General features: G+C 73.7%; 19 protein-coding genes and 1 tRNA gene. 10 read left to right on the top strand and 10 right to left on the bottom strand.

Annotated features, from left to right (window positions below):
* The 4 genes from OG802_RS30205 (at position 1) to OG802_RS30190 (ending at position 4,021) form a co-directional block, all read left to right on the top strand.
* Positions 1–828 carry an alpha/beta fold hydrolase gene (locus tag OG802_RS30205; RefSeq protein WP_329415572.1) on the top strand — a complete coding sequence of 276 codons (828 nt, stop codon included), beginning with the start codon at positions 1–3 and terminating at the stop codon, positions 826–828.
* A complete protein-coding gene (locus OG802_RS30200; RefSeq protein ID WP_329415571.1) occupies positions 825–2,012 on the top strand; it encodes a glycosyltransferase in 1,188 nt (395 codons plus the stop codon). Before OG802_RS30205 ends, OG802_RS30200 begins: the two co-directional genes overlap by 4 nt.
* Positions 2,009–3,076: a class I SAM-dependent methyltransferase gene (locus OG802_RS30195; RefSeq protein ID WP_329415570.1), complete on the top strand. Its 1,068-nt coding sequence runs from the start codon at positions 2,009–2,011 to the stop codon at positions 3,074–3,076. Before OG802_RS30200 ends, OG802_RS30195 begins: the two co-directional genes overlap by 4 nt.
* A gap of 600 nt (positions 3,077–3,676) precedes the next feature.
* Complete coding sequence (locus OG802_RS30190) at positions 3,677–4,021, top strand: cupin domain-containing protein (RefSeq protein ID WP_329415569.1); 345 nt, start codon at positions 3,677–3,679, stop codon at positions 4,019–4,021.
* Here OG802_RS30190 and OG802_RS30185 read toward each other — a convergent pair.
* Entirely contained in the window at positions 4,011–5,138 is a 1,128-nt protein-coding gene (locus tag OG802_RS30185) for a LacI family DNA-binding transcriptional regulator (protein ID WP_329415566.1), read from the bottom strand. The two genes, OG802_RS30190 and OG802_RS30185, sit on opposite strands and share 11 nt — an antisense overlap.
* 159 nt (positions 5,139–5,297) lie before the next feature.
* Between OG802_RS30185 and OG802_RS30180 the strand changes: the two genes are divergently transcribed.
* Both OG802_RS30180 and OG802_RS30175 read left to right on the top strand, forming a co-directional pair.
* On the top strand, positions 5,298–6,467 hold the full coding sequence (locus OG802_RS30180; protein WP_329415564.1) for a Gfo/Idh/MocA family protein: 1,170 nt from the start codon (positions 5,298–5,300) through the stop codon (positions 6,465–6,467).
* A 125-nt stretch (positions 6,468–6,592) separates the two neighbouring features.
* On the top strand, positions 6,593–7,264 hold the full coding sequence (locus OG802_RS30175; protein WP_329415562.1) for a hypothetical protein: 672 nt from the start codon (positions 6,593–6,595) through the stop codon (positions 7,262–7,264).
* A 72-nt stretch (positions 7,265–7,336) separates the two neighbouring features.
* Here the strand turns inward: OG802_RS30175 and OG802_RS30170 are convergent, their stop codons facing one another.
* The gene (locus tag OG802_RS30170; protein ID WP_329415560.1) at positions 7,337–8,371 is read right to left on the bottom strand and encodes a LacI family DNA-binding transcriptional regulator; all 1,035 of its coding nucleotides are present in this window, start codon (positions 8,369–8,371) and stop codon (positions 7,337–7,339) included.
* 128 nt (positions 8,372–8,499) lie between these two features.
* Here OG802_RS30170 and OG802_RS30165 point away from each other — a divergent pair, with 128 nt between their 5' ends.
* Together OG802_RS30165 and OG802_RS30160 are read left to right on the top strand one after the other, a co-directional pair.
* Positions 8,500–9,672 carry a phytanoyl-CoA dioxygenase family protein gene (locus OG802_RS30165; RefSeq protein WP_329415556.1) on the top strand — a complete coding sequence of 391 codons (1,173 nt, stop codon included), beginning with the start codon at positions 8,500–8,502 and terminating at the stop codon, positions 9,670–9,672.
* 348 nt (positions 9,673–10,020) lie between these two features.
* Positions 10,021–11,025: a Gfo/Idh/MocA family protein gene (locus tag OG802_RS30160; protein WP_329415554.1), complete on the top strand. Its 1,005-nt coding sequence runs from the start codon at positions 10,021–10,023 to the stop codon at positions 11,023–11,025.
* Between the two features lie 63 nt (positions 11,026–11,088).
* Here the strand turns inward: OG802_RS30160 and OG802_RS30155 are convergent, their stop codons facing one another.
* From OG802_RS30155 to OG802_RS30140, 4 genes are all read right to left on the bottom strand, one after another.
* Entirely contained in the window at positions 11,089–11,373 is a 285-nt protein-coding gene (locus OG802_RS30155; protein WP_329417667.1) for a hypothetical protein, read from the bottom strand.
* A gap of 216 nt (positions 11,374–11,589) precedes the next feature.
* Positions 11,590–12,510: an ATP-binding cassette domain-containing protein gene (locus tag OG802_RS30150; RefSeq protein ID WP_329415553.1), complete on the bottom strand. Its 921-nt coding sequence runs from the start codon at positions 12,508–12,510 to the stop codon at positions 11,590–11,592.
* 5 nt (positions 12,511–12,515) lie between these two features.
* Positions 12,516–13,592: an ABC transporter permease gene (locus OG802_RS30145; protein WP_329415550.1), complete on the bottom strand. Its 1,077-nt coding sequence runs from the start codon at positions 13,590–13,592 to the stop codon at positions 12,516–12,518.
* Positions 13,592–14,611 carry a substrate-binding domain-containing protein gene (locus OG802_RS30140; RefSeq protein WP_329415547.1) on the bottom strand — a complete coding sequence of 340 codons (1,020 nt, stop codon included), beginning with the start codon at positions 14,609–14,611 and terminating at the stop codon, positions 13,592–13,594. Before OG802_RS30140 ends, OG802_RS30145 begins: the two co-directional genes overlap by 1 nt.
* 434 nt (positions 14,612–15,045) lie before the next feature.
* On the opposite strand from OG802_RS30140, the gene OG802_RS30135 reads away from it, so the two are divergent.
* On the top strand, positions 15,046–15,831 hold the full coding sequence (locus OG802_RS30135) for a GntR family transcriptional regulator (RefSeq protein ID WP_329415544.1): 786 nt from the start codon (positions 15,046–15,048) through the stop codon (positions 15,829–15,831).
* A 38-nt stretch (positions 15,832–15,869) separates the two neighbouring features.
* On the opposite strand, the gene OG802_RS30130 is transcribed toward OG802_RS30135, so the two are convergent.
* The 4 genes from OG802_RS30130 to OG802_RS30115 all read right to left on the bottom strand — a co-directional run bounded on the left by OG802_RS30130 (position 15,870) and on the right by OG802_RS30115 (position 18,931).
* Entirely contained in the window at positions 15,870–16,628 is a 759-nt protein-coding gene (locus tag OG802_RS30130) for an SDR family NAD(P)-dependent oxidoreductase (RefSeq protein WP_329417528.1), read from the bottom strand.
* Between the two features lie 2 nt (positions 16,629–16,630).
* Positions 16,631–17,809 carry an acyl-CoA dehydrogenase family protein gene (locus OG802_RS30125; RefSeq protein WP_329415542.1) on the bottom strand — a complete coding sequence of 393 codons (1,179 nt, stop codon included), beginning with the start codon at positions 17,807–17,809 and terminating at the stop codon, positions 16,631–16,633.
* 204 nt (positions 17,810–18,013) lie between these two features.
* On the bottom strand, positions 18,014–18,586 hold the full coding sequence (locus OG802_RS30120) for a TetR/AcrR family transcriptional regulator (protein ID WP_256907768.1): 573 nt from the start codon (positions 18,584–18,586) through the stop codon (positions 18,014–18,016).
* A 268-nt stretch (positions 18,587–18,854) separates the two neighbouring features.
* Positions 18,855–18,931 (bottom strand) — tRNA-Pro (locus OG802_RS30115).
* 102 nt (positions 18,932–19,033) lie between these two features.
* Between OG802_RS30115 and OG802_RS30110 the strand changes: the two genes are divergently transcribed.
* Positions 19,034–19,564: a DUF309 domain-containing protein gene (locus OG802_RS30110; RefSeq protein WP_329415538.1), complete on the top strand. Its 531-nt coding sequence runs from the start codon at positions 19,034–19,036 to the stop codon at positions 19,562–19,564.
* The last annotated feature ends 10 nt before the right edge of the window (positions 19,565–19,574 follow it).

The following is a 19,574-nucleotide window of genomic DNA, read 5'->3' as shown; positions in this document are numbered from 1 at the left end:
ATGGCGATGGTCGACACCGGCGCCGTCCGGTTGCACGTCCAGCGGATCGGCCCCCGGGCGGGCCGGCCGGCCACCGCCACCGTGGTGCTGGTGCACGGTCTGCTCACCGACAGCCTGGCGAGCTACTACTTCACCGTCGCGCCCGCGTTCGCCGCCGCCGGGCTCGACGTCGTCATGTACGACCTGCGCGGGCACGGGCGCAGCGAGCGCCCGGCGCGGGGGTACACGCTGGACGACAACATCGACGACCTGGAGGCCCTGCTGGACCGGCTGGCGGTGACCGGCCGCGTGCATCTGGTCGGCAACTCCTACGGCGGCACGATCGCGTTCGGTTTCGCGGCCCGGCGGCCGGAGCGGGCGGCGAGCGTCAGCCTGATCGAGTCGGAACCGGCCACCGCGGCCTGGGCCGTGAAGCTCGGCGGCATCCTGGACCGGGTCGTCACCCAGCTCGCCCACAACGAGCCCGACGCGATCCGCTGGATCTCCGCGCACCGCGGGCACAACACCGCCCGGCTGGCCAAGGGCGCGGCCCGGCTGGCCCGCGACACCAGCCTCGGCCGGGACATCCCCGCGAGCCGGGTGCTGACGCGGGGGCAGATCGCGGCGGTGCGCTGCCCGGTGCTCGGGGTGTACGGCGGCGACTCCGACCTCGCCGCCCTGGCGTCCGAGCTGGAGGCGGCGCTGCCCGACTGCCGGACCGTGGTGATCCCGGGCCACGAGCACTCGGTGCTGGTGGAGGCGTCCGGGACGGTCGGCGGGCACGTCCTCGGGCTCGTCGAGGAGGCCGGGCGCCCGTCCGGACGGGTGGCGGCGGAGGCGGCCGGATGAGCCGCTTCCTGTTCGTGGTGCCGCCGTTGACGGGGCACGTCAACCCGGCCGTCGGCGTCGCCGCCGAACTCGCCGCACGCGGCCACCGGGTGGCCTGGGCCTGCCCCGACCCGGCGCTGGTCGCCCGGCTGGCGGGCCCGGCGGCCGGAGAGGTCATGGCCTGCTCCGGAGCGCCGCGGGGCGAGCGGCCGGCCGAACTGCGCGGGCCGGAGGCGCTGAAGTTCCTGTGGGAGTGGTATCTGCTGCCGCTGGCCGAGGCGATGGCCCCGGGGGTCCGGGCCGCGGTGGAGGCGTTCCGGCCGGACGTCGTCGTCGCCGACCAGCAGGCCTTCGCCGGCGCGCTGGTCGCGGAGCGGCTGGGCGTGCCGTGGGCGACCTCGGCGACCACATCGGCGGAGTTCACCGACCCGCTCGCCGGACTGCCCAAGGTCGCCGCATGGCTGCGGGAGCGGCTGGCCGCGCTGCGCGAGTCGGTCGGCGATCCGGCCGCGAGCACCGACCCGCGTTTCTCCCCGCACCTCGTCCTCGCCTTCAGCACCCCGGAGCTGGCGGGCGGCTCGCATGACGGGGTCTGCTGGGTGGGGCCGTCGATCACGTCCCGGCCGGCCGCGGCGGGCTTTCCCTGGGAGTGGCTCGACCCCGGCCGCGGCACCGTCCTGGTCACTCTGGGCACCGCGAACGCCGACGTCGGCGGCCGGTTCCTCGACGTGTGCCGCACCGCGTCGCGGGAGCGGGCCGACCGCGTGCAGACGGTGATCGCCGATCCCGGCGGCACCCTGGCCTCGCCCGGCGGGGCACACGGCGGGGCACAGGGCGACAAGGACGTGCTGATCGTCCCGTCCGTGCCCCAGCTCGCCCTGCTGGAGCGGGGAGTCGACGCGATGGTGTGCCACGGCGGGCACAACAGCGTGTGCGAGGCCCTGTGGCATGCGACACCGCTGGTGGTGGCCCCCATCCGGGACGACCAGCCGGTCGTGGCCGGGCAGGTCGTGGCCGCGGGGGCCGGGGTGCGGGTGCGGTTCGGCCGGGTCGCGCCCCGGCAGCTCGGCGCGGCCCTCGACGCTGTCCTCGACGACCCCGCGCACCGCGCCGCGGCCGGCAGGATCGGCACGGCGTTCCGCGCCGCGGGCGGCGCCCCGGCCGCCGCGGCCCGACTCGACGAACTGGCCAGGGAGTCCCGATGAGCGACAAGAGCGAGCGCACCGCGCGGATCGCCGCACTGCGGCCCGGCTACCAGGCGGACCTCGCCGCCGGAGCGGACCGCTTCTTCGAGCCCCGCCGCACCGACTGCCCCTGGTGCGGCTCACCGCAGCTGGCCACCCGGCTGCGCACCACCGACCTGCTCCAGCACAAGCCGGGCCGGTTCGTCCTCGACCGCTGCGGGGACTGCGGGCACACCTTCCAGAACCCCCGGCTGAACGAACAGGGCCTGGAGTTCTACTACCGGGACTTCTACGACGGGCTCGGCGAGAAGAAGCTCGGCGACACCTTCGGGGGCCGCACGGCGATGTACCGGGGGCGGGCGGAGTCGATGCTGCCGCACGATCCCGCGCCGAAGACATGGCTGGACGTCGGCACCGGGCACGGCCACTTCTGCGCGGCCGCGCGCGAGGTGCTGCCCGGCACCGCCTTCGACGGGCTCGACTTCACCGACGGCGTCGAACTCGCCGAGCGGGAGGGCCGCGTGGAGCGCGGCTACCGGGGCGACTTCCCCGGCCTCGCGCCCGAACTCGCGGGCCGCTACGACGTGGTGAGCATGTTCCACTACCTCGAGCACAGCACCGACCCCGACCGCGAGCTGCGCGCCGCGCACACGGCGGTACGGCCCGGCGGACACCTGCTCATCGAGGTGCCCGACCCCGAGAGCCGTTACGCGCGCCTGCTGGGCCGCTGGTGGCTGCCCTGGCTGCAACCGCAGCATCTGCACTTCGTGCCGGTGGCCAACCTGCGCGCACGGCTGCGGGAACTGGGCTTCACGGTGGTGGCCGAGCAGCACGCCGAGCCGCACGACCCGGTGGACCTGCTGGCCGCCGTCTGGCTGGCGCTGGACCACGCGGCCCCGCGCGACGACGCGCCCTGGCTGCCCGCCCCGCCGAACGCGGCACGGCGCACGCTGCGCGCGGCGCTGCTGCTCGCGGGCGTCCCGGCGCTGGTGGCGGGCACCCTGCTCGACCGGTTCGCGGTACGGCCGCTGTCCCGACGGCTGGGACTGTCGAACGCGTACCGCCTCGTGGCCCGACGCGAGTGAGGGCCGGGGGCCGGTGAGGGCCGGGCCGGCGAGGGCCGGGTGCCGGTGAGGGCCGGGTGCCGGCGAGGGGCCGGGCCCGGTGACGGGCCGGGCGACGGTGACGGGCCGGGCCCGGTGACGGGCCGGGCCCGGTGACGGGCCGGGCGACGGTGACGGGCCGGGCGGCGGTGAGCGGCCAGATCCCGGCGAGCGGCCAGGCGACGGCAGCGGCCAGGCGACAGCAAGCGGCCAGATCCCGGCGAGCGGCCAGGCGACAGCAAGCGGCCAGATCCCGGCGAGCGGCCAGGCGACAGCAAGCGGCCAGATCCCGGCGAGCGGCCAGGCGACGGCAAGCGGCCAGATGCCGGCGAGCGGCCAGATCCCGGCAAGCGGCCAGGCGACGGCGAGCGGCCGGATCCCGGCGAGCGGCCGGGCGACGGCGAGCGGCCGGGCGCCGGTGAGCCGCGGATGCCGGTCGGGGTGACGGGTGGGGGCGCGGGGCCGCCCGCCGGGCACCTCTGCACCTCGGCGCCTGTGGGCGACGGACTGCCGTCCTCGGAGCGTCCGGACCACACACGGTGTCCACTCCGCGGCGGCGGGTCGGGTCGTTAGGGTCGCCGCATGACTCACAGCTTCGCTCTGCACGTCCCCGACGCCGACCTCGAACCCGAGCCGCTCGACCCGGGGCAGATCGTCTCCGGCGCTCCCGAGGTCAGCGGGAAGGTGGTGTGGGAGTCCGCGGACGGGCGGCAGCTCCGGGGGATCTGGCAGATCACGCCCGGCGTGGTCACCGACACCGAGGCGGACGAGCTGTTCGTCGTGATCAGCGGGTCGGCGACGATCGAGGTCGAGGGCGGGCCCGTGCTGACGGTGGGCCCCGGTGACATGGCCGTGCTGCGCGAGGGCGACCGCACGACGTGGACGGTCCACGAGACGCTGCGCAAGGCCTACGCGATCAACCGGTGAGCGGCGCGGCCGCCGGAGCCGTCGTCCCGCGGATCTCCAGCTGCGGGGCGGCCAGTCGGACCCGCCCCGCGCCGCCCCCGCCCCCCTCGATCCGGTCGAGGAGGCAGCGCGCCGCGCGCCGTCCCACCTCGTGACCGGCGTTGTCCACGGTGGTCAGCCACAGGTGGCGCAGCCGCGACGTGCTCGTGTTGTCGTAGCCGACGACGGAGAGGTCGCCGGGCACGCTCAGGCCCAGGTCCTCGGCGGCCGACAGCGCGCCCACGCAGGCGATGTCGTTGACGGCGAACACGGCGGTCGGCCGGTCCGCGCGGGCCAGCAGCCGCACGGCGGCGCGGTGCCCGCCCTCCTCGGTCATGTCGCTGGGCTCGACCACGGCCGTCCCCGCCCCGTGGGCCCGCATGGCGGCCTCGAAACTGCGCCGGCGCAGCTCGCCCACCGCGCCGTAGCCCGCGATGTGGGCGATCCGGCGGTGGCCGAGCGCGAGAAGGTGCTCGGTGGCCAGCCGCGCGCCCTGTTCGTCGTCCCCGGCGACGACGTCGACGCCCGGCGGGACGGGTTCGCGGGCGCCCGCGACGACGACCGGGATCCGGGCGGCGACCGCGTCCAGCGCCGCCGGGTCGGGCAGGGTGCCGACGACCACCAGCCCGTCCGCCCCCAGGTCCAGGAAAGAGCCGGCCGGGTCCTGGCCGACGCGGCGGTTCAGACGGGCGTCGGCGAGCAGCATGTGCAGGCCGCTCGCGTGCAGCACGGAGTTGAGGCCGTCCACGAGGTCGACGTACCAGGGGTTGCGCAGGTCGTGCAGGAGGACGCCGACGAGGGGCGTCCCCGTCCGGGCGCCGGGACGCGGACGGGCGGAGGGGAGGTCGCGCCTCTCGGCCACGGCTCGGGTTGCGGCGGGGGCACGGGTCTCGCCGACGGCCAGGGCCTCGGCAGGGGCGCGCGTCTCGCTGAGGGCGCGCGCCGCCGCGTTGGGACGGTAGCCGAGTTCCCGTACGGCGCGCAGCACGGCCTCCCGCTTCTCCGCGCGCACCTGCCCGGAGCCGCGCAGCACGAGGGAGACCAGTGATTTGGACACGCCCGCGCGTGCGGCGACGTCGCGGATGGTCGGTGGCCTCATGGCTTGGACCGTTCCATGCGGTTGACCGGTTGTCAAACGGGGGTACGGCCCTTGACACCCTGTTCGGAGCGGCTTCAGGGTGGGGCGGTCAGGACATGGACAGAGCAGGACAGAACGTGGACCGGTCTAATACGCCGCTCCGGGCTGAGAGGAGCCGTCATGGTGGACGCGCTCGGTGTCGCCGTCGTCGGGTTCGGCTGGATGGGCCGGGTGCACACCCAGGCCTATGCCCGGGTCCGGCACCACTACCCGGAGCTGGCCCTGCGTCCGGAGCTGGTCGTCGTCGCCGAGGAGGTGCCCGGCCGGGCCGAGGAGGCGGCCGAGCGGTTCGGCTTCACCGCCACCACCCGCAACTGGCGGGAGGTGGCCGCCGACCCGCGCGTGGGAGCGGTCAGCGTCACCGCGCCGAACTTCCTGCACCGTGAGATCGGCGTCGCGATGGCCGGGGCCGGCAAGCACATCTGGATCGAGAAGCCCGTGGGCCTCACGGTCGACGACGCCCGCGCGGTGGCCGACGCGGTCGCCGCGGCGGGCGTGCGGGGCGCGGTCGGCTTCAACTACCGCAACGCCCCGGCCGTCGAGGCGGCCCGCGACCTGATCGCGTCCGGCGAGCTGGGCGCGGTCACCCATGTCCGCGTCCGGCTCCTCAGCGACTACGCGGCCCATCCGGACGGCGCTCTGACCTGGCGGTACGAACGCGAGCGGGGCGGCAGCGGGGTGCTGGGCGACCTGGCCTCGCACGGCGCGGACCTGGCCCGCTTCCTGCTCGGCGAGATCACCGCGCTGACGGCCGACACGGCGGTGTTCGTGCCCGAGCGGGCCCGCCCCACGGCCGCGACGGCGGGCCACGCCCGGGCCTCCGGCGGCGCGCTCGGCCCGGTCGAGAACGAGGACTACGTCAGCTGCCTGCTGCGCTTCGCGTCCGGCGCACGGGGCGTGCTGGAGGCGTGCCGGGTCTCCGTCGGCGAGCAGAACAACTACGGCTTCGAGGTGCACGGCACGAAGGGTGCGGTGTTCTGGGACTTCCGGCGGATGAACGAGCTGGGCGTCAGCCGCGGCACGTCCTACCAGGACCAGCCCGTCAGCACGGTGTACGTCGGCCCGGGCGACGGCGAGTTCGGGGCGTTCCAGCCGGGCGCCGCGAACGCCATGGGCTACGACGACCTCAAGGTCGTCGAGGCGTACCGGTTCCTGCGCTCGGTCGCCGAGGGCGTCCCGCACGGGGCGACGCTCGCCGACGCCGTGCACAGCGCGCGCGTGCTGGACGCGATGACGCGCTCCGCGCACAGCGGCGGCTGGGCGGACGTGCACCCCGACGGGTGTCCTTAGCACCACCCCGGATCCGGTCCCCAGGCCCAGGGACGGCGGACCCCGCGGAACGGCACGCTTCAGGGGCCGGCGAGCACACGGACGCCGGCGCCGGAACCGCCACACCGAGACCTCGGGGAAATCCCATGACCGAAGCACTCGCCCGCCGCACGACCGGCCTCGCGGCCCTCGTCGCCGCGATCGCCCTGATCGTGGAGGTGCCGCTCTACTTCGTCTACTCCGGCCCGCCGCCGGACGCGAACGTCCTGTCCCGGCTGCTGCTGGGGATCGTCGCGCTGGCCGGCCTGGTCGTGTTCTTCACCGCGTTCCGCGAACTCGTCGCCCGGGTCGCCCCGGAACACGGGTGGCTCGGCTCGATGGTGTTCTCCACCGGCCTGGTCTACGCCACCGTCACCCTGGTCTCGATGGGGCTGGAGGCCGGCGCGGTCATCGCCGTGGACCACCCGATCGACCCGACGATCGACGTCAGCGGCACCTACATCCTGTACGGGACGATCTCCCGCCTCATGATGGGCCTGTGGCTGGCGGCGTTCGGCCGCGCGGTCACCCGCAGCGGTGTGCTGCCCCGCTGGACCGGCCGCTGCGCCTACGTCCTGGCGGGCGTCAGCCTCCTGTTCGTGCCGTCGCTGTTCTTCGGCAACGACCCGGCGTTCTTCTACGCGGCGAACGGCTGGGCCACGACGGCGATGGTGGGGGCGTTCCTCAGCTACTGGCTGCTGGCCGTGGGCGTCGCGGCGGTCCGCCGCTCGGCCCGGGTCGCCGCCCCGGCGGCCGCGTCCCCGGCGCTGCACCACTGAGGAGCCCTGCCCGTCCACCCGGCGCCGGGACCGGACGCCGTACCGAGAGCCCCCGCCGCGGGGGCGGCCGCGTCAGCCGGCCGCCTCCCGCGGCGGCATGTTGTACGGGGTGACCACCTGGATCGCCGACGGCAGCCGGGGTCCGGCCGGGGGCAGCGCGCCGTGCGCCCGCATCACGGTGTGGCAGGCCTCGCGCACGTCGTGCCGCAGGTCGTGGTGGAGGACGGCGGACAGCCGGTGCTCGCGCAGCAGCCCGGTGTTGTCCTGGTCGAGGTCGTGGGCCACGAACACGTCGCACGCGCGCCCGAGGTCGGCGAAGGCCCGCAGGGTGGCGATGTTCCCGCCGCCGATGGAGTACACGGCGCGGATCGCCGGATCGCGTTCCAGCGCGGCCCGCACGAGGTCGTACTGGGTGGCGTCCAGGCCCTGTCCCCCGGCGATCTCGACGAGCGAGCGCCGCGGACGGCGGGCCCGCATCAGGCTGCGGAACCCCATCTCGCGCTCCTCCTCGTTGCGGAAGGAGCCGCTGCTCAGGCTGGTGAGCACGTTCCCGGGGCGGTCGCCGAGCCACTGGCCCATGAGGTAGGCGGCGGTGGCGCCGGCGGCGCGGTCGTCGATGCCGACGTAGGCGAGGCGGGCGCTCGCGGGCAGGTCCGTGACCAGGGTCACGACCGGGATGCCGGCGGCCACCAGCCGGCCCACGGCGGCCGTGACCTCGGGGACGTCCGGCGCCTTGAGGATGACGCCCTGCGAGCCGCGCCGGGCCGTCCGGTCCAGGATCTCCACCAGCTCCCGCACCGGCCCGGTCTCGCGGAAGTGGAAGCGGGAGCGCAGCACGGCCGGGTGCAGCGACGGCAGCTCCGCCTCCAGCGCGGACCGGACGGCCGTGGTGAAACGTTCCGGCGCCTGCATCACGATGTCGACCATGAAGGTGCGGCCGACCAGTCTGACCTGGGTGCGCTGCCGGTCGAGGTCCGCGATGGCCCGGCGCACCTCCTGCGCGGTGGAGTCCCGCACCCCGCCCCTGCCGTTGAGGACCCGGTCCACCGTGGCCTCGCTGAGACCGGCCTGACGTGCGATCTCCCGCAGCGGGAAGGGGTGGCCCACGGAGGCTCCTGGAAGGTCGGCTTGAGGGGTTTTTGACGGCCGCGTGCTGGTTGTTCGACGGGTTTGTACTGACAAGAATGACAGCACCGAGCCGCCGCTGTCACCGAGCTGTCATCGAAGGGACGACGATGTCCTTCACCTCCACCCGAGACCGTGCCTGGCCGGCCGGCCGGCACTGCGACATCGACGACCTGCGCGCCCTCGTCGAGCGCGGCACCGACCTCGCGGACTACCCGCACGCCGCCTCCGTCGAGGACGGCGTCCTCGTCTACGACAGCGAGCGCCTGCGCGCGGCGGACGCCGGGGCGGACCGGGCCGTCCGCGCCGAGCTGGTGCGCGCCTTCGCCGACGGTCCCGGCGTCGTCGTCTTCCGCAACGCCTTCCCCGACCCGGCGGTCGTCGACCGCGCCACCGCCGTCTTCGAGGCGCTGATCGCCGAGCAGCGCGCCTCGGGCGCGGCCGCCGGCGACCACTTCGCCGCGCCCGGCGCCAACGACCGCGTCTGGAACGCCCTGGAGAAGACCGCCCTGTACGACCCGGAGACGTTCGCGGACTACTACGCCAACGACGTCCTCGCGCTCGCCTCGCGGGCCTGGCTGGGCCCGGGCTATCAGGTGACGGCGCAGGTCAACGTGGTCAACCCCGGCGGTGCGGCCCAGCGCGCCCACCGCGACTACCACCTGGGGTTCCTCTCCGAGGAGACGGCCGCCGCCTATCCGGCGCACGTCCACCGGCTCTCCCCGGTGCTCACGCTCCAGGGCGCGGTCGCGCACTGCGACATGCCGGTGGAGACCGGCCCCACCCTGTACCTGCCGTACTCGCAGACCTACGAGCCGGGCTATCTGGCCTGGCGGCTGCCGGAGTTCCAGGCCTACTTCGACGCCCACCGCGTGCAGATCCCGCTGGCCAAGGGCGACGCCGTGTTCTTCAACCCGGCCGTGCTGCACGCGGCGGGCCGCAACCGCACCGCCGACGTGCGCCGCACGGCCAACCTGCTCCAGGTGTCCTCGGCCTTCGGGCGGGCGATGGAGACGGTGGACCGTGAGGCGGTGGCGGGTGCGGTCTTCCCCGTCCTGCTGCGACGCCGGGCGCAGGGCGCGGACGAGGACTGGCTGGAGCGGGTCGTCGCCGCGAGCGCGGAGGGCTACCCCTTCCCCACCAACCTCGACGCCGACCCTCCCCTCGACGGTCTCGCACCGCCCTCGCAGGCCGACCTCGTGCGCCGGGCGCTGCACGAGGAGTGGACCCCGCGCACCCTGCGGGACGCGTTGCGGACGGCCGCCCAGCGCCGCACCAGCTGAGGGAAGGGGGCGGGCATGGGACTTCCCCACGACGACATCGTCCGCGCCGGCCACGGCAGCCGACGCGCGGGCCCGGTGCGGCCGGGCCGGCATCGCCGACGCGTGGTCGGGACGGTCCCGGCCCGGCCGGGCCATCACCACCGGCCCCACGCCTGCGCTCCCCCACCCCCACGTTCCTCCCTCCCGCCCGCCCCCTTCCGGCCCGTCTCCCTGCCGCCCGTCCCCGTCCGGCCCGCCCTTCCCCGGCTCGCCTCCCTACCGCCCGTCCCCCTCCGACCGGTCCTTCTCCGGCCCGCCTCCCTACCGCCCGTCCCCCTCCCGTAAGACCCTCAAGGAGCTGCACGTCCCATGCGCATCGGAATCCTCGGCCTCGGCCGCATCGGCGCCTTCCACGCCGAGACCCTCTTCGGACTCGACGCCGTCGAGTCGCTCGTCGTGGCCGACCCGTACGCGGAGGCCGCCAAGACCGCCGCCGAGCGGTTCGGCGCCGACGTCGCGGACTCCCCCGAGGCCGTGCTGGCCGCCGGGGTGGACGGCGTCGTGATCGCGGCGGCGACGGACGCCCATCCGGGGCTGATCCGCTCCGCCGTCGAGTCGGGCGTCCCCGTCTTCTGCGAGAAGCCCGTCGCCAGGACGATGACCGAGGGCGTCGCGGTGCTCGACGCCGTGCGGGGCAGCGCCGTGCCGATCCAGATCGGCTACAACCGCCGCTTCGACGCGGGCTTCGCCGCCGCGCGGGCCGCCGTGCGGGCTGGCGAGCTGGGCAAGCTGCACACCGTCCGCTCGACGACCCTGGACCCGGCCCCGCCGCCGGCCGCCTACGTCGCCGCGTCCGGCGGCATCTTCCGGGACTGCTCCGTGCACGACTTCGACATCATCCGCTGGGTGACCGGCCGCGAGGTGACGGAGGTGTACGCCGTCGGCGGCAACCGGGGCGCCGACTACATCCGGGAGGCGGGCGACGCCGACACCACCGGGGCGGTCCTCACCCTCGACGACGGCACGATCGCGGTGGTCTCCAACTCCCGCCACAACGCCAGGGGTTACGACGTCCGCATGGAGCTGCACGGCTTCACCGACTCCATCGCGGTCGGTCTGGAGGACAAGCTGCCGCTGCGCTCGGTGGAGCCCGGCGTCACCTTCCCGGCCGGTGTCCCGCACGACTTCTTCATGGACCGCTTCACCGCCGCCTACCGCGCCGAGCTGACCGCGTTCACCGAGGTCGTGGCGGGCTCCCGGCCCTCGCCCTGCACGATCGAGGACGCCCTGGAGGCGGGCTGGATCGCGGAGGCGTGCACGCTGTCCCTGCACGAGCACCGGCCGGTGACGATCGCCGAGGTGCGGTCCTCCTGAGACGACGGGCCCGCCCGACGGGGGCGGCCGGGGAGAAGTGCTTCCCCGGCCGCCCCCGTCGGCTCACAGGCCGTACCGGATCGCGAACTCGTCCGGGTCGTAGGCGTCCCGCGCCGGGTCTCTGGGCATCGCCGGACGCTCCTCCACCAGGTCCTGCGGGCGCACCCGCTCGGGCAACGCGCCGAACCGGGCCCGACGGCCCGCCTCCACGGCGTCGTCCACCCCAGCGCCTTCCTCCGCAGCGCTTTCTACGGCAGCGCCCTCCGGCGGCACGCCGTCCTCCGCGACACGGCCCTCCACCGCGGCGACTTCCCGCTCCTGCTCCTGCTCCGGCTCCTGCTTGCGCATCTCACCCTCCCCGTGCACGGACCGACTCGGCCCGGACCGTCGGACACCCCGCACCCCGCGGACGTCCGACACCCCGCACCCGTTCCAACGTCCCGCTCTCGCCGTGGGTTCCGCCGCAGGCCGGGAAGCCGAAAGAAGGACGCCGTGAGCGCGGCACCCACGGGGTGCCGCGCTCATGGTTCGCCGGACTCGGGGCGGGGCGCCCTCAGGGCCGTGTCAGGACTTCTCCTCGGCCGGGGCCGCCGCCACCGGGGCGGTGAGGTCCTTCTCCTCCGGGAGACGGTCCACGTCCACCCCGCGCACCTGGGACAACTCGTGCTTCAGGGCCGCGAGTTCGGTGCCGCCGGCCATGTGGTTGGTGAGTTCCTCGAGGCTGACCTGGTCGCGGGAGGCGGTGAGCTCCATGGTGCCCAGGCGCAGGACGCTGAAGTGGTCGCCGACCATGTAGGCGTGGTGCGGGTTGTGGGTGATGAAGATGACGCCGAGGCCGCGGTCGCGGGCGGCGGCGATGTACTTCAGCACGACGCCGGACTGCTTGACGCCGAGGGCCGCGGTGGGCTCGTCCAGGATGAGGACGCGGGCGCCGAAGTAGACGGCGCGGGCGATCGCCACGCACTGGCGCTGGCCGCCGGAGAGCGTGCCGATGGGCTGCTCCAGGTCGTCCAGGACGATGCCCATGTTGCGCAGTTCCTCGTCGGCGGTCCTCTTCATGCCGGCGATGTCGAGGCGGCGCAGCGGCCCGGAGCCCTTGGTCATCTCCGAGCCGAGGAAGAAGTTCCGCCACACCGGCATCAGGGGCACGGTGGCCAGGTCCTGGTAGACGGTGGCGATGCCGCGGTCGAGGGCCTCGCGCGGGGAGCCGAAGCGCACGGGGACGCCGTCGACGAGGAACTCGCCCTCGGTGTGCTGGTGCAGCCCGGAGACGATCTTGATGAGGGTGGACTTGCCGGCGCCGTTGTCGCCCAGGACGCAGGTCACCCGGCCGGGGTGGACGGTCAGGCTGACGCCGTGCAGAGCCCGGATGTTGCCGTAGGACTTGCCCGCGTTCCGCAGTTCGACGATCGCCCCCTCGGCGCCCTCGGCGGCGGCGTCCGCGATGACGGCCCCGTGGGCGCCGTGGTGGTTGCTGGATGTCATGGGGGTCACCTCCGGGTCGCCGTGCGGCTGACCCACAGATTGATCAGGACGGCGCCGAGGAGCATCACGCCGAGGAAGGCCTTGAACCAGTCGGGGTTCCAGCCCGCGTAGACGATGCCCTGCTGGACCATGCCGAACATGAACGCGCCGAAGACCGGGCCGATCGCCGAGCCGGCGCCGCCGGTCAGCAGACAGCCGCCGATCACGGCCGCGGAGATGTAGATCAGCTCCTGGCCGACGCCCTCGCCGGACTGCACGGTGTTGAAGGTGAACAGCTGGTGCATGCCGACGAACCAGGCGCCGAGGCCGACCAGCATGAACAGCGAGATCTTGGTGAAGGTCACCGGCACGCCGACCGCCCGCGCCGACTCCTTGTTGCCGCCGACCGCGAAGATCCAGTTGCCGTACCGGGTGCGCAGCAGCACCCAGGTGGCCAGGGCCGCGAACACCAGCCAGTACACGATCGTGATCTTCACCTGGACGCCGCCGACCTCGAACGACGAGGCGAAGACCTTCTTCGCCTGGTCGAAGCCGTCCATGTCGCTGATGTCGTCGGTGGCCACGTTGTCGGTGACCAGCTTGGTGACGGCCAGGTTCACGCCCTGGAGGATCAGGAACGTGCCCAGCGTGATCAGGAAGCTGGGCAGGCCGGTCCGGACGACCATCCAGCCGTTGAAGAAGCCGACGCCCAGGGAGACGAGGAGCGCGACGACCACGCCCACCCAGACGTTCATGGTGAGCTGGTAGCTGAGCATGCTCGCGGTGAGCGCCGAGGTGATCACCGCGACGCCGGCCGACAGGTCGAACTCGCCGCCGATCATCAGCAGCGCGACGGGCAGCGCCATGATCCCGATGGTCGACGACTGGTAGAGGATGTTCGCCATCGCGCTGCCCTCGCGCACCGGCGGCGCCGAGATCAGGAAGAAGACGTACACCGCGACCGCGCCCAGGAAGACGCCCACCTCGGGGCGGGCCAGCAGGCGCAGTGCCAGGGGGCGTTGCGCGGTCCGGCCGTCGCTCTCTCTGGGGCCGGGGGCCGGCGGTGTTCCCACCGCCGGCTCGGCGTGGCGAGTCATGCTCATCACCGGGTGCCCTTCGCGGCGTAGGCGGCCACCGCGTCGACGTTGGACTTGTCCACGAAGGCGGGCCCGGTCAGCACCGGCTGCTCCCCGCCGCCCATGTAGTTGCCGTTGTTCTTGTAGAGCCACAGCGAGTCGATCGCCAGGTAGCCCTGGAGGTAGGGCTGCTGGTCGACCGCCAGCTCGACGGTGCCCTTGCTGATGGCCCCGGTCAGGTCCTTGTTGAGGTCGAAGGTGGCGATCTTGGCCTTGCTGCCTGCGTCGGCGACGGACTGCGCCGCGGTCAGCGCGATGGGGGCGCCGAGCGTGACGACGTGGTCGACGCCCTTGTCCTGGCTGAGCTTGGCGGTGATCGTCGACTTCACGGACGGCATGTCGGTGCCGTTGACGTAGAGGTTCTCCACGGATCCGGAGAACGTCTTCTTCACGCCGTCGCAGCGCTGGGTCAGGCCGATGTTGCCCTGCTCCTGGATGACGCAGACGACCTTCTTGGAGCCCAGCGAGTTCAGCTTGTTGCCGAGGGCCTCGCCGGCGACCGTCTCGTCCTGGCCGAAGAACTCCAGCAGGCCGAGCTTCTTCCACTCGCTGACGCCGGAGTTGAGGCCCACCACGGGTATCTTCGCGGCCGTCGCCTTGGCGATGACGGCCTTGAGGGCGTCGGGCTTGGCGAGGGTGACCGCGATGCCGTCGACCTTCTGGTCGATCGCGTTCTGGATCAGGTTGGCCTGTCCGCCGGCGCTCGGGTCGGCGGAGTACACCAGTTTGACGTTGTCCTTGTCGGCGGCGGCCTGGGCGCCCTTGCGGACGATGTCCCAGAAGGTGTCGCCGGGCGACTGGTGGGTCACCAGGGCGACGGTCATCTGCGGAGTGCTCGCCTTGCCCGCGGAAGCGCCGTCCGCGCTCTCCTCGGACTTCTTTCCGCCGGAGCTGCTGGAGCAGCCCGCGAGGGTCAGGGCCACCGCCGCGGCCATGGCCACGACCGGGGCGATTCTGCGCGAGCGGGAGGGAGAAGAGCTGTCCATCTTTCCTGCACCTCACTGTGCTACGGGGAAAACGACGAGGAAGGGGGGAGTGCGATCGCGAGGATCAGGGGGCCCGTTTCTCCTCAGATTGGGGCCATGGGGCCGAGTCCGCGACTGTTCAGGTGTCCCGGACCCGGCCCGTGCGCTGCTGGGACGGGATCCAATCCCGTGCCGGGCCGCCTGTCAATACTTTGTTAAGACATCATTTCACGATCAGGTCCGAATGTTAGAACAAACTATTGACACCGGGGGTCCCACGGACCTACACCTGGGGGACGCCGGGCCCCCCGGCCACCGTGAGGAGCGGGTCGTACGACCGTACCTGTCCGGCCACGGCGTTCGATCACGAGGGGGCGCATCAAGATCGATCCCTACCCCCCGGCGCGGGCGCGTACCCCTGGGACGCGCGCCCACCGAACCGAGGAGGCGCTCCGATGGCGAAGACCGGCGAACGCGTCCGTGCGGTGTCCGGCTCCGCGCTCGACGCGCTGCACTTCGCGCTGGACCGCTCGAGCCCGGTACCGCTCTACCACCAGCTCGCCCAGCAGCTGGAGGCGGCGATCGAGCACGGGGCCCTGGCCCCCGGCAACCTGCTGGGCAACGAGATCGACCTGTCGACCCGCCTCGGCCTGTCCCGCCCGACCGTCCGCCAGGCGATCCAGTCGCTCGTCGACAAGGGACTGCTGGTGCGCCGCCGCGGAGTGGGCACGCAGGTGGTGCACAGCCAGGTCAGACGGCCGCTGGAACTGAGCAGCCTCTACGACGATCTGGAGGCGGCCGGGCAGGGCCCCACCACCGCCGTCCTGCGCAACGAACGCGTGCCGGCGAGCGCCGAGGTGGCGGTCGCGCTGGGCATCGGGGAGGGCGGCGAGGTGACCCTGCTGGAGCGGCTGCGCGCCACGCACGGGCAGCCGGTGGCGTTCCTGCGCAACTACCTGCCCCCGGCGGTGGCGGACCTCGACACCGGACGCCTGGAGGCGACCGGCCTGTACCGGCTGCTGCGCTCGGCGGGCATCACCCTGCACAGCGCCCACCAGAGCGTGGGGGCCCGCTCGGCCACCGCGGAGGAGGCCGCCCTGCTCGCGGAACGCGAGGGAGCGGCCCTGCTGACCATGCGGCGCACGGCGTACGACGACACCGGCCGGCCGGTGGAGTACGGGACGCACGTCTACCGCGCGTCCCGGTACTCCTTCGACTTCCAGCTGCTGGTCAGACCCTAGGCGTACCGGGCCGCAGGCCCGGAGATGCTGCCCGGGAGCTACCTGGGGGCCATCCGCAGGGCGCCGTCCATCCGGATGGTCTCGCCGTTGAGGTAGTCGTGGTCGACGATCGACAGGGCGAGCTGCGCGTACTCCTCGGGGCGGGCCAGCCGGCGCGGGAAGGGCACCCCGGCCGCGAGTCCGGCCCGGAACTCCTCCGACACCGTCGCCAGCATCGGCGTCTCCACGATGCCCGGGGCGATGGTGCACACCCGGATGCCGTACTGCGCGAGGTCGCGCGCGGCGGGCAGCGTCAGGCCGACGACCCCGCCCTTGGAGGACGCGTAGGCCGCCTGGCCGATCTGGCCGTCGTACGCGGCGATGGACGCGGTGTTGACGATGACGCCCCGCTGGCCGTCCCCGTCCGTCTCGGTCTCGGCGATGGCCTCGGAGGCGAGGGCGAGCACGTTGAACGTGCCGACCAGGTTGATCTGGATCACCTTGGCGTACAGGCCCAGGTCGTGCGGGCCCTTCTTGCCGAGGATCCGCGCCGACGGGCCGATGCCCGCGCAGTTGACCACCGTCCGCAGCGGGACGCCGGACCCGGCCGCGGTCTCCACGGCGGCGCGCACCTGCTCGGGGTCGGTGACGTCGGCGGGGACGTAGGTGACGCCGTCGACCGCGGGCGCCTTGTCGACGCCGTCCTTGAGGTCGAGGGCGAAGACCCGGGCGCCCCGGCCGGCGAGGGCCTTCGCGGTGGCCGCGCCGAGGCCGGACGCACCGCCGGTGACGAGGGCGGCGGTGTTCTCGAGCTGCATCATCACTCCTTGCCGAGGACGGTGAGCACACCGCCCTCGTCGCGGTCCAGCGCACGGGAGATGATCATGCGCTGGATCTGGTTGGTTCCTTCGAAGATCTGCATGACCTTGGCCTCGCGCATGAAGCGCTCCACCGGGAAGTCACGGGTGTATCCGTACCCCCCGAGGACCTGCACGGCGTCCGTGGTCACCTTCATGGCATTGTCCGTGGCCACGAGTTTGGCGATGGACGCCTCCCGTGTGAAGGGCAGGCCGATGTCCTTCAGGCGGGCGGCGGACAGCGCGGCGGCCCGCGCCGACTCGATCGCGGCGCTCATGTCGGCGAGGACGAACGCCAAGCCCTGGTGCTCGATGATCGGCTTGCCGAACGTCTCCCGCTCGCGGGCGTAGCGCACCGCGTGGTCCAGGGCGCCCTGGGCGAGGCCGGTGGCGACGGCCGAGATGCCGAGCCGGCCGCAGTCGAGGGAGGCGAGCGCGATCTTCAGGCCCTGGCCCTCCTCGCCGATCCGGCGCTCCACGGGCACCCGGACGCCGTCGAGCCGCATGGTGGCGGTCGCCGAGCCCGTCAGGCCCATCTTGCGCTCGGGCGGGTCGGCGCTCAGTCCGGGGGCGTCGGCCGGGACCAGGAAGCAGGAGACGCCGTGGGTGCGGTCGTCGGAGGTGCGGGCCATCACGGTGTAGAAGTCGGCGTAACCGCCGTGCGTGGTCCAGGCCTTGGAGCCGTTCAGCACGTAGGAGTCGCCGTCGCGGACCGCGCGGGTGAGCATGGCCGCCGGGTCGGAGCCGGCGTGCGGCTCGGACAGGCAGTACGCGCCGAGCAGCTCGCCGCCCAGCATGTCCGGCAGCCATGTGCGCCGCTGCTCGTCGGTGCCGAAGCGGGCCAGCGGGAAGCAGGACAGGGCGTGCACGGAGATGCCCACGGCGACGCTCGACCAGACGGCGGCCACCTCCTCCAGCACCTGGAGGTAGACCTCGTACGGCTGGTCCGCCCCGCCGAACTCCTCGGGGAAGGGCAGCCCGAGCAGGCCGCTGCGCCCGAGGGTGCGGAACACGTCCCGGGGGAACGACCCGTCGGCCTCCGCGTCGGCGACCCGGGGTGCGAGTTCCTTGGCGGCGAGGGTGCGCGTGAGCTGGATGAGCTCGACGGCCTCCTCGGTCGGCAGGGCGCGAGTGGCAGGCATGGTGACCTCCACGTAGAAGTGCTGTCAGTACCGAGAATGATACTGACGTGTGTACGAACGTATCATCCACGGTACTCCACCTGGCTGCTCCACGGCACCCCGCGCAGGGCGTCGAGCAGGGTGAAATCCGGAAAACGCAGCGGAATGTCAGGCAAGAGGGAGACGGGCGGACCGCCGGGCGTCAGGACGGGCCGGCGTGCACGATCAGGACGACACGGCGTGCACGATCAGCGAGGCGAGCTGCTCGTAGGCCTCGGCGTCGGTGAGCCCGGTGCGCGCCTTCAGCTCGCCCTGCTGGATCTGGCGCATGGTCGCGGCGGCGACCTCGCCGACGAACGCGGTGTGCACCTCGCGGAAGGCGCCGTCCGAGACGCCCTCGGCGATCAGCCGGCGCACCCGCTCCGCGGCCATCCGGGTGTTGGCCTCGTACACCTCGCGGGCGGGCGGGAAGTCCGCGACGTCCTCGAGGAACCGGCGCGAGAGCGGCCGCAGCTGCTCGGCGACGGCGCTGAGGTAGACGCGGACCCGGTCCGAGGGGTCCACGGTCTGCCCCACCCGCTTCTCGACGGCCTCGGTGGCCCCGCGGAAATAGTGCTTGACGGCCTCCACGACCAGCCCCTGCTTGCTGCGGGCCAGCTGGTAGAGGGTCGTCTTCGAGCAGCGCAGCCGCTCGGCGAGGTCGTCCAGGGTGAAGTCCGAGAACCCCTCCGCCGTCAGCAGCGCGACAAGTCGTTCCAGCAGCTCGGACTGTCGGGCGGTACGACGGGGGGACGGCATGATCCCAGCCTAGCCTCCCCGGTTACCGCCCGGTCACCCCCCGGACCCGGTGCGCGGCGTCCGGCCGGGAGCGCCGCCGCCCGGTCGGCTCCGGGCCGGCGGCTGCGGGGTTCCGCGTCGGCCGCGGCGTCGATGCCGGCGCGAAGTGCGCCCGCGCGCAAGGGTCCTGGCGGGACCGGCGGGAGTGCTGCCACGGCCGCGAACGGGCCCGGACGCACCGAAGCCGCCTTCTCTGTGTGAGAAAGCGGCTTCCGACCTGCCGTGAAGCTGGTCGGGACGACAGGATTTGAACCTGCGACCCCTTGACCCCCAGTCAAGTGCGCTACCAAGCTGCGCCACGTCCCGGTGCGCTCTCCACGGTTGTTCGCCGTGTTGATCGCGCGAACAGCACTTTACCCCACGCCGGGCGCTGCGCCGAAAGCGGGCCGGGCGCGGGACAATCGCCGTATGGAACACAGGGTCGGCACAGGAGGCACGAGCGGCGGCCGGGGCGCCGCCGGGCGGGACCGGGACGGCGAGGGGCGGGCGCGCAACGCCCGGCCGCGCGACGGGCTGGGGCGGCCCCTGCCGTACGGCGCGGAGGGGGTGGAACGGCAGCCCGAGGGCGTCGTGCGCACCCCTCCGGACACGGTCGCCGAGGCCCAGGCCCTGCTGGACGCCGGGAAGCCCTTCCACGCGCACGAGGTCTTCGAGGACGCCTGGAAGTCGGGCCCCGACGGCGAGCGCGCCCTGTGGCGCGGCCTCGCCCAGCTCGCGGTGGGCCTCACGCACGCCGCCCGGGGCAACCTCGCGGGCGGGGCGCGGCTGCTGCGGCGCGGCGCGGCGGCCGTGTCGCAGTGGGCCGGGGGCAGTGGCGAGGACCGGCCGTACGGACTGGACCTCACCGGACTGGCCCGCTGGGCGCGGGAGCTGGCGGAGACGGTGGAGCGCACCGGCACGGCCGTGGACGCGGCGGCCGTGGCGCCGCGGCTGCGCTGACCCGGCGCGT

This window comes from Streptomyces sp. NBC_00704, assembly GCF_036226605.1.
Lineage (GTDB): Bacteria > Actinomycetota > Actinomycetes > Streptomycetales > Streptomycetaceae > Streptomyces.
This window is presented reverse-complemented; position numbering and strand designations above follow the sequence as displayed.

Coding starts and splice junctions, on each gene's coding strand:
- OG802_RS30155 (WP_329417667.1), bottom strand. CDS start 11,373: ATGCGCAAGCAGGAGCCGGAGCAGGAGCAGGAGCGGGAAGTCGCCGCG.
- OG802_RS30175 (WP_329415562.1), top strand. CDS start 6,593: ATGACCGAAGCACTCGCCCGCCGCACGACCGGCCTCGCGGCCCTCGTC.
- OG802_RS30110 (WP_329415538.1), top strand. CDS start 19,034: ATGGAACACAGGGTCGGCACAGGAGGCACGAGCGGCGGCCGGGGCGCC.
- OG802_RS30150 (WP_329415553.1), bottom strand. CDS start 12,510: ATGACATCCAGCAACCACCACGGCGCCCACGGGGCCGTCATCGCGGAC.
- OG802_RS30125 (WP_329415542.1), bottom strand. CDS start 17,809: ATGCCTGCCACTCGCGCCCTGCCGACCGAGGAGGCCGTCGAGCTCATC.
- OG802_RS30135 (WP_329415544.1), top strand. CDS start 15,046: ATGGCGAAGACCGGCGAACGCGTCCGTGCGGTGTCCGGCTCCGCGCTC.
- OG802_RS30160 (WP_329415554.1), top strand. CDS start 10,021: ATGCGCATCGGAATCCTCGGCCTCGGCCGCATCGGCGCCTTCCACGCC.
- OG802_RS30165 (WP_329415556.1), top strand. CDS start 8,500: ATGTCCTTCACCTCCACCCGAGACCGTGCCTGGCCGGCCGGCCGGCAC.
- OG802_RS30200 (WP_329415571.1), top strand. CDS start 825: ATGAGCCGCTTCCTGTTCGTGGTGCCGCCGTTGACGGGGCACGTCAAC.
- OG802_RS30120 (WP_256907768.1), bottom strand. CDS start 18,586: ATGCCGTCCCCCCGTCGTACCGCCCGACAGTCCGAGCTGCTGGAACGA.
- OG802_RS30180 (WP_329415564.1), top strand. CDS start 5,298: ATGGTGGACGCGCTCGGTGTCGCCGTCGTCGGGTTCGGCTGGATGGGC.
- OG802_RS30140 (WP_329415547.1), bottom strand. CDS start 14,611: ATGGACAGCTCTTCTCCCTCCCGCTCGCGCAGAATCGCCCCGGTCGTG.
- OG802_RS30195 (WP_329415570.1), top strand. CDS start 2,009: ATGAGCGACAAGAGCGAGCGCACCGCGCGGATCGCCGCACTGCGGCCC.
- OG802_RS30205 (WP_329415572.1), top strand. CDS start 1: ATGGCGATGGTCGACACCGGCGCCGTCCGGTTGCACGTCCAGCGGATC.
- OG802_RS30190 (WP_329415569.1), top strand. CDS start 3,677: ATGACTCACAGCTTCGCTCTGCACGTCCCCGACGCCGACCTCGAACCC.
- OG802_RS30130 (WP_329417528.1), bottom strand. CDS start 16,628: ATGCAGCTCGAGAACACCGCCGCCCTCGTCACCGGCGGTGCGTCCGGC.
- OG802_RS30185 (WP_329415566.1), bottom strand. CDS start 5,138: ATGAGGCCACCGACCATCCGCGACGTCGCCGCACGCGCGGGCGTGTCC.
- OG802_RS30145 (WP_329415550.1), bottom strand. CDS start 13,592: ATGAGCATGACTCGCCACGCCGAGCCGGCGGTGGGAACACCGCCGGCC.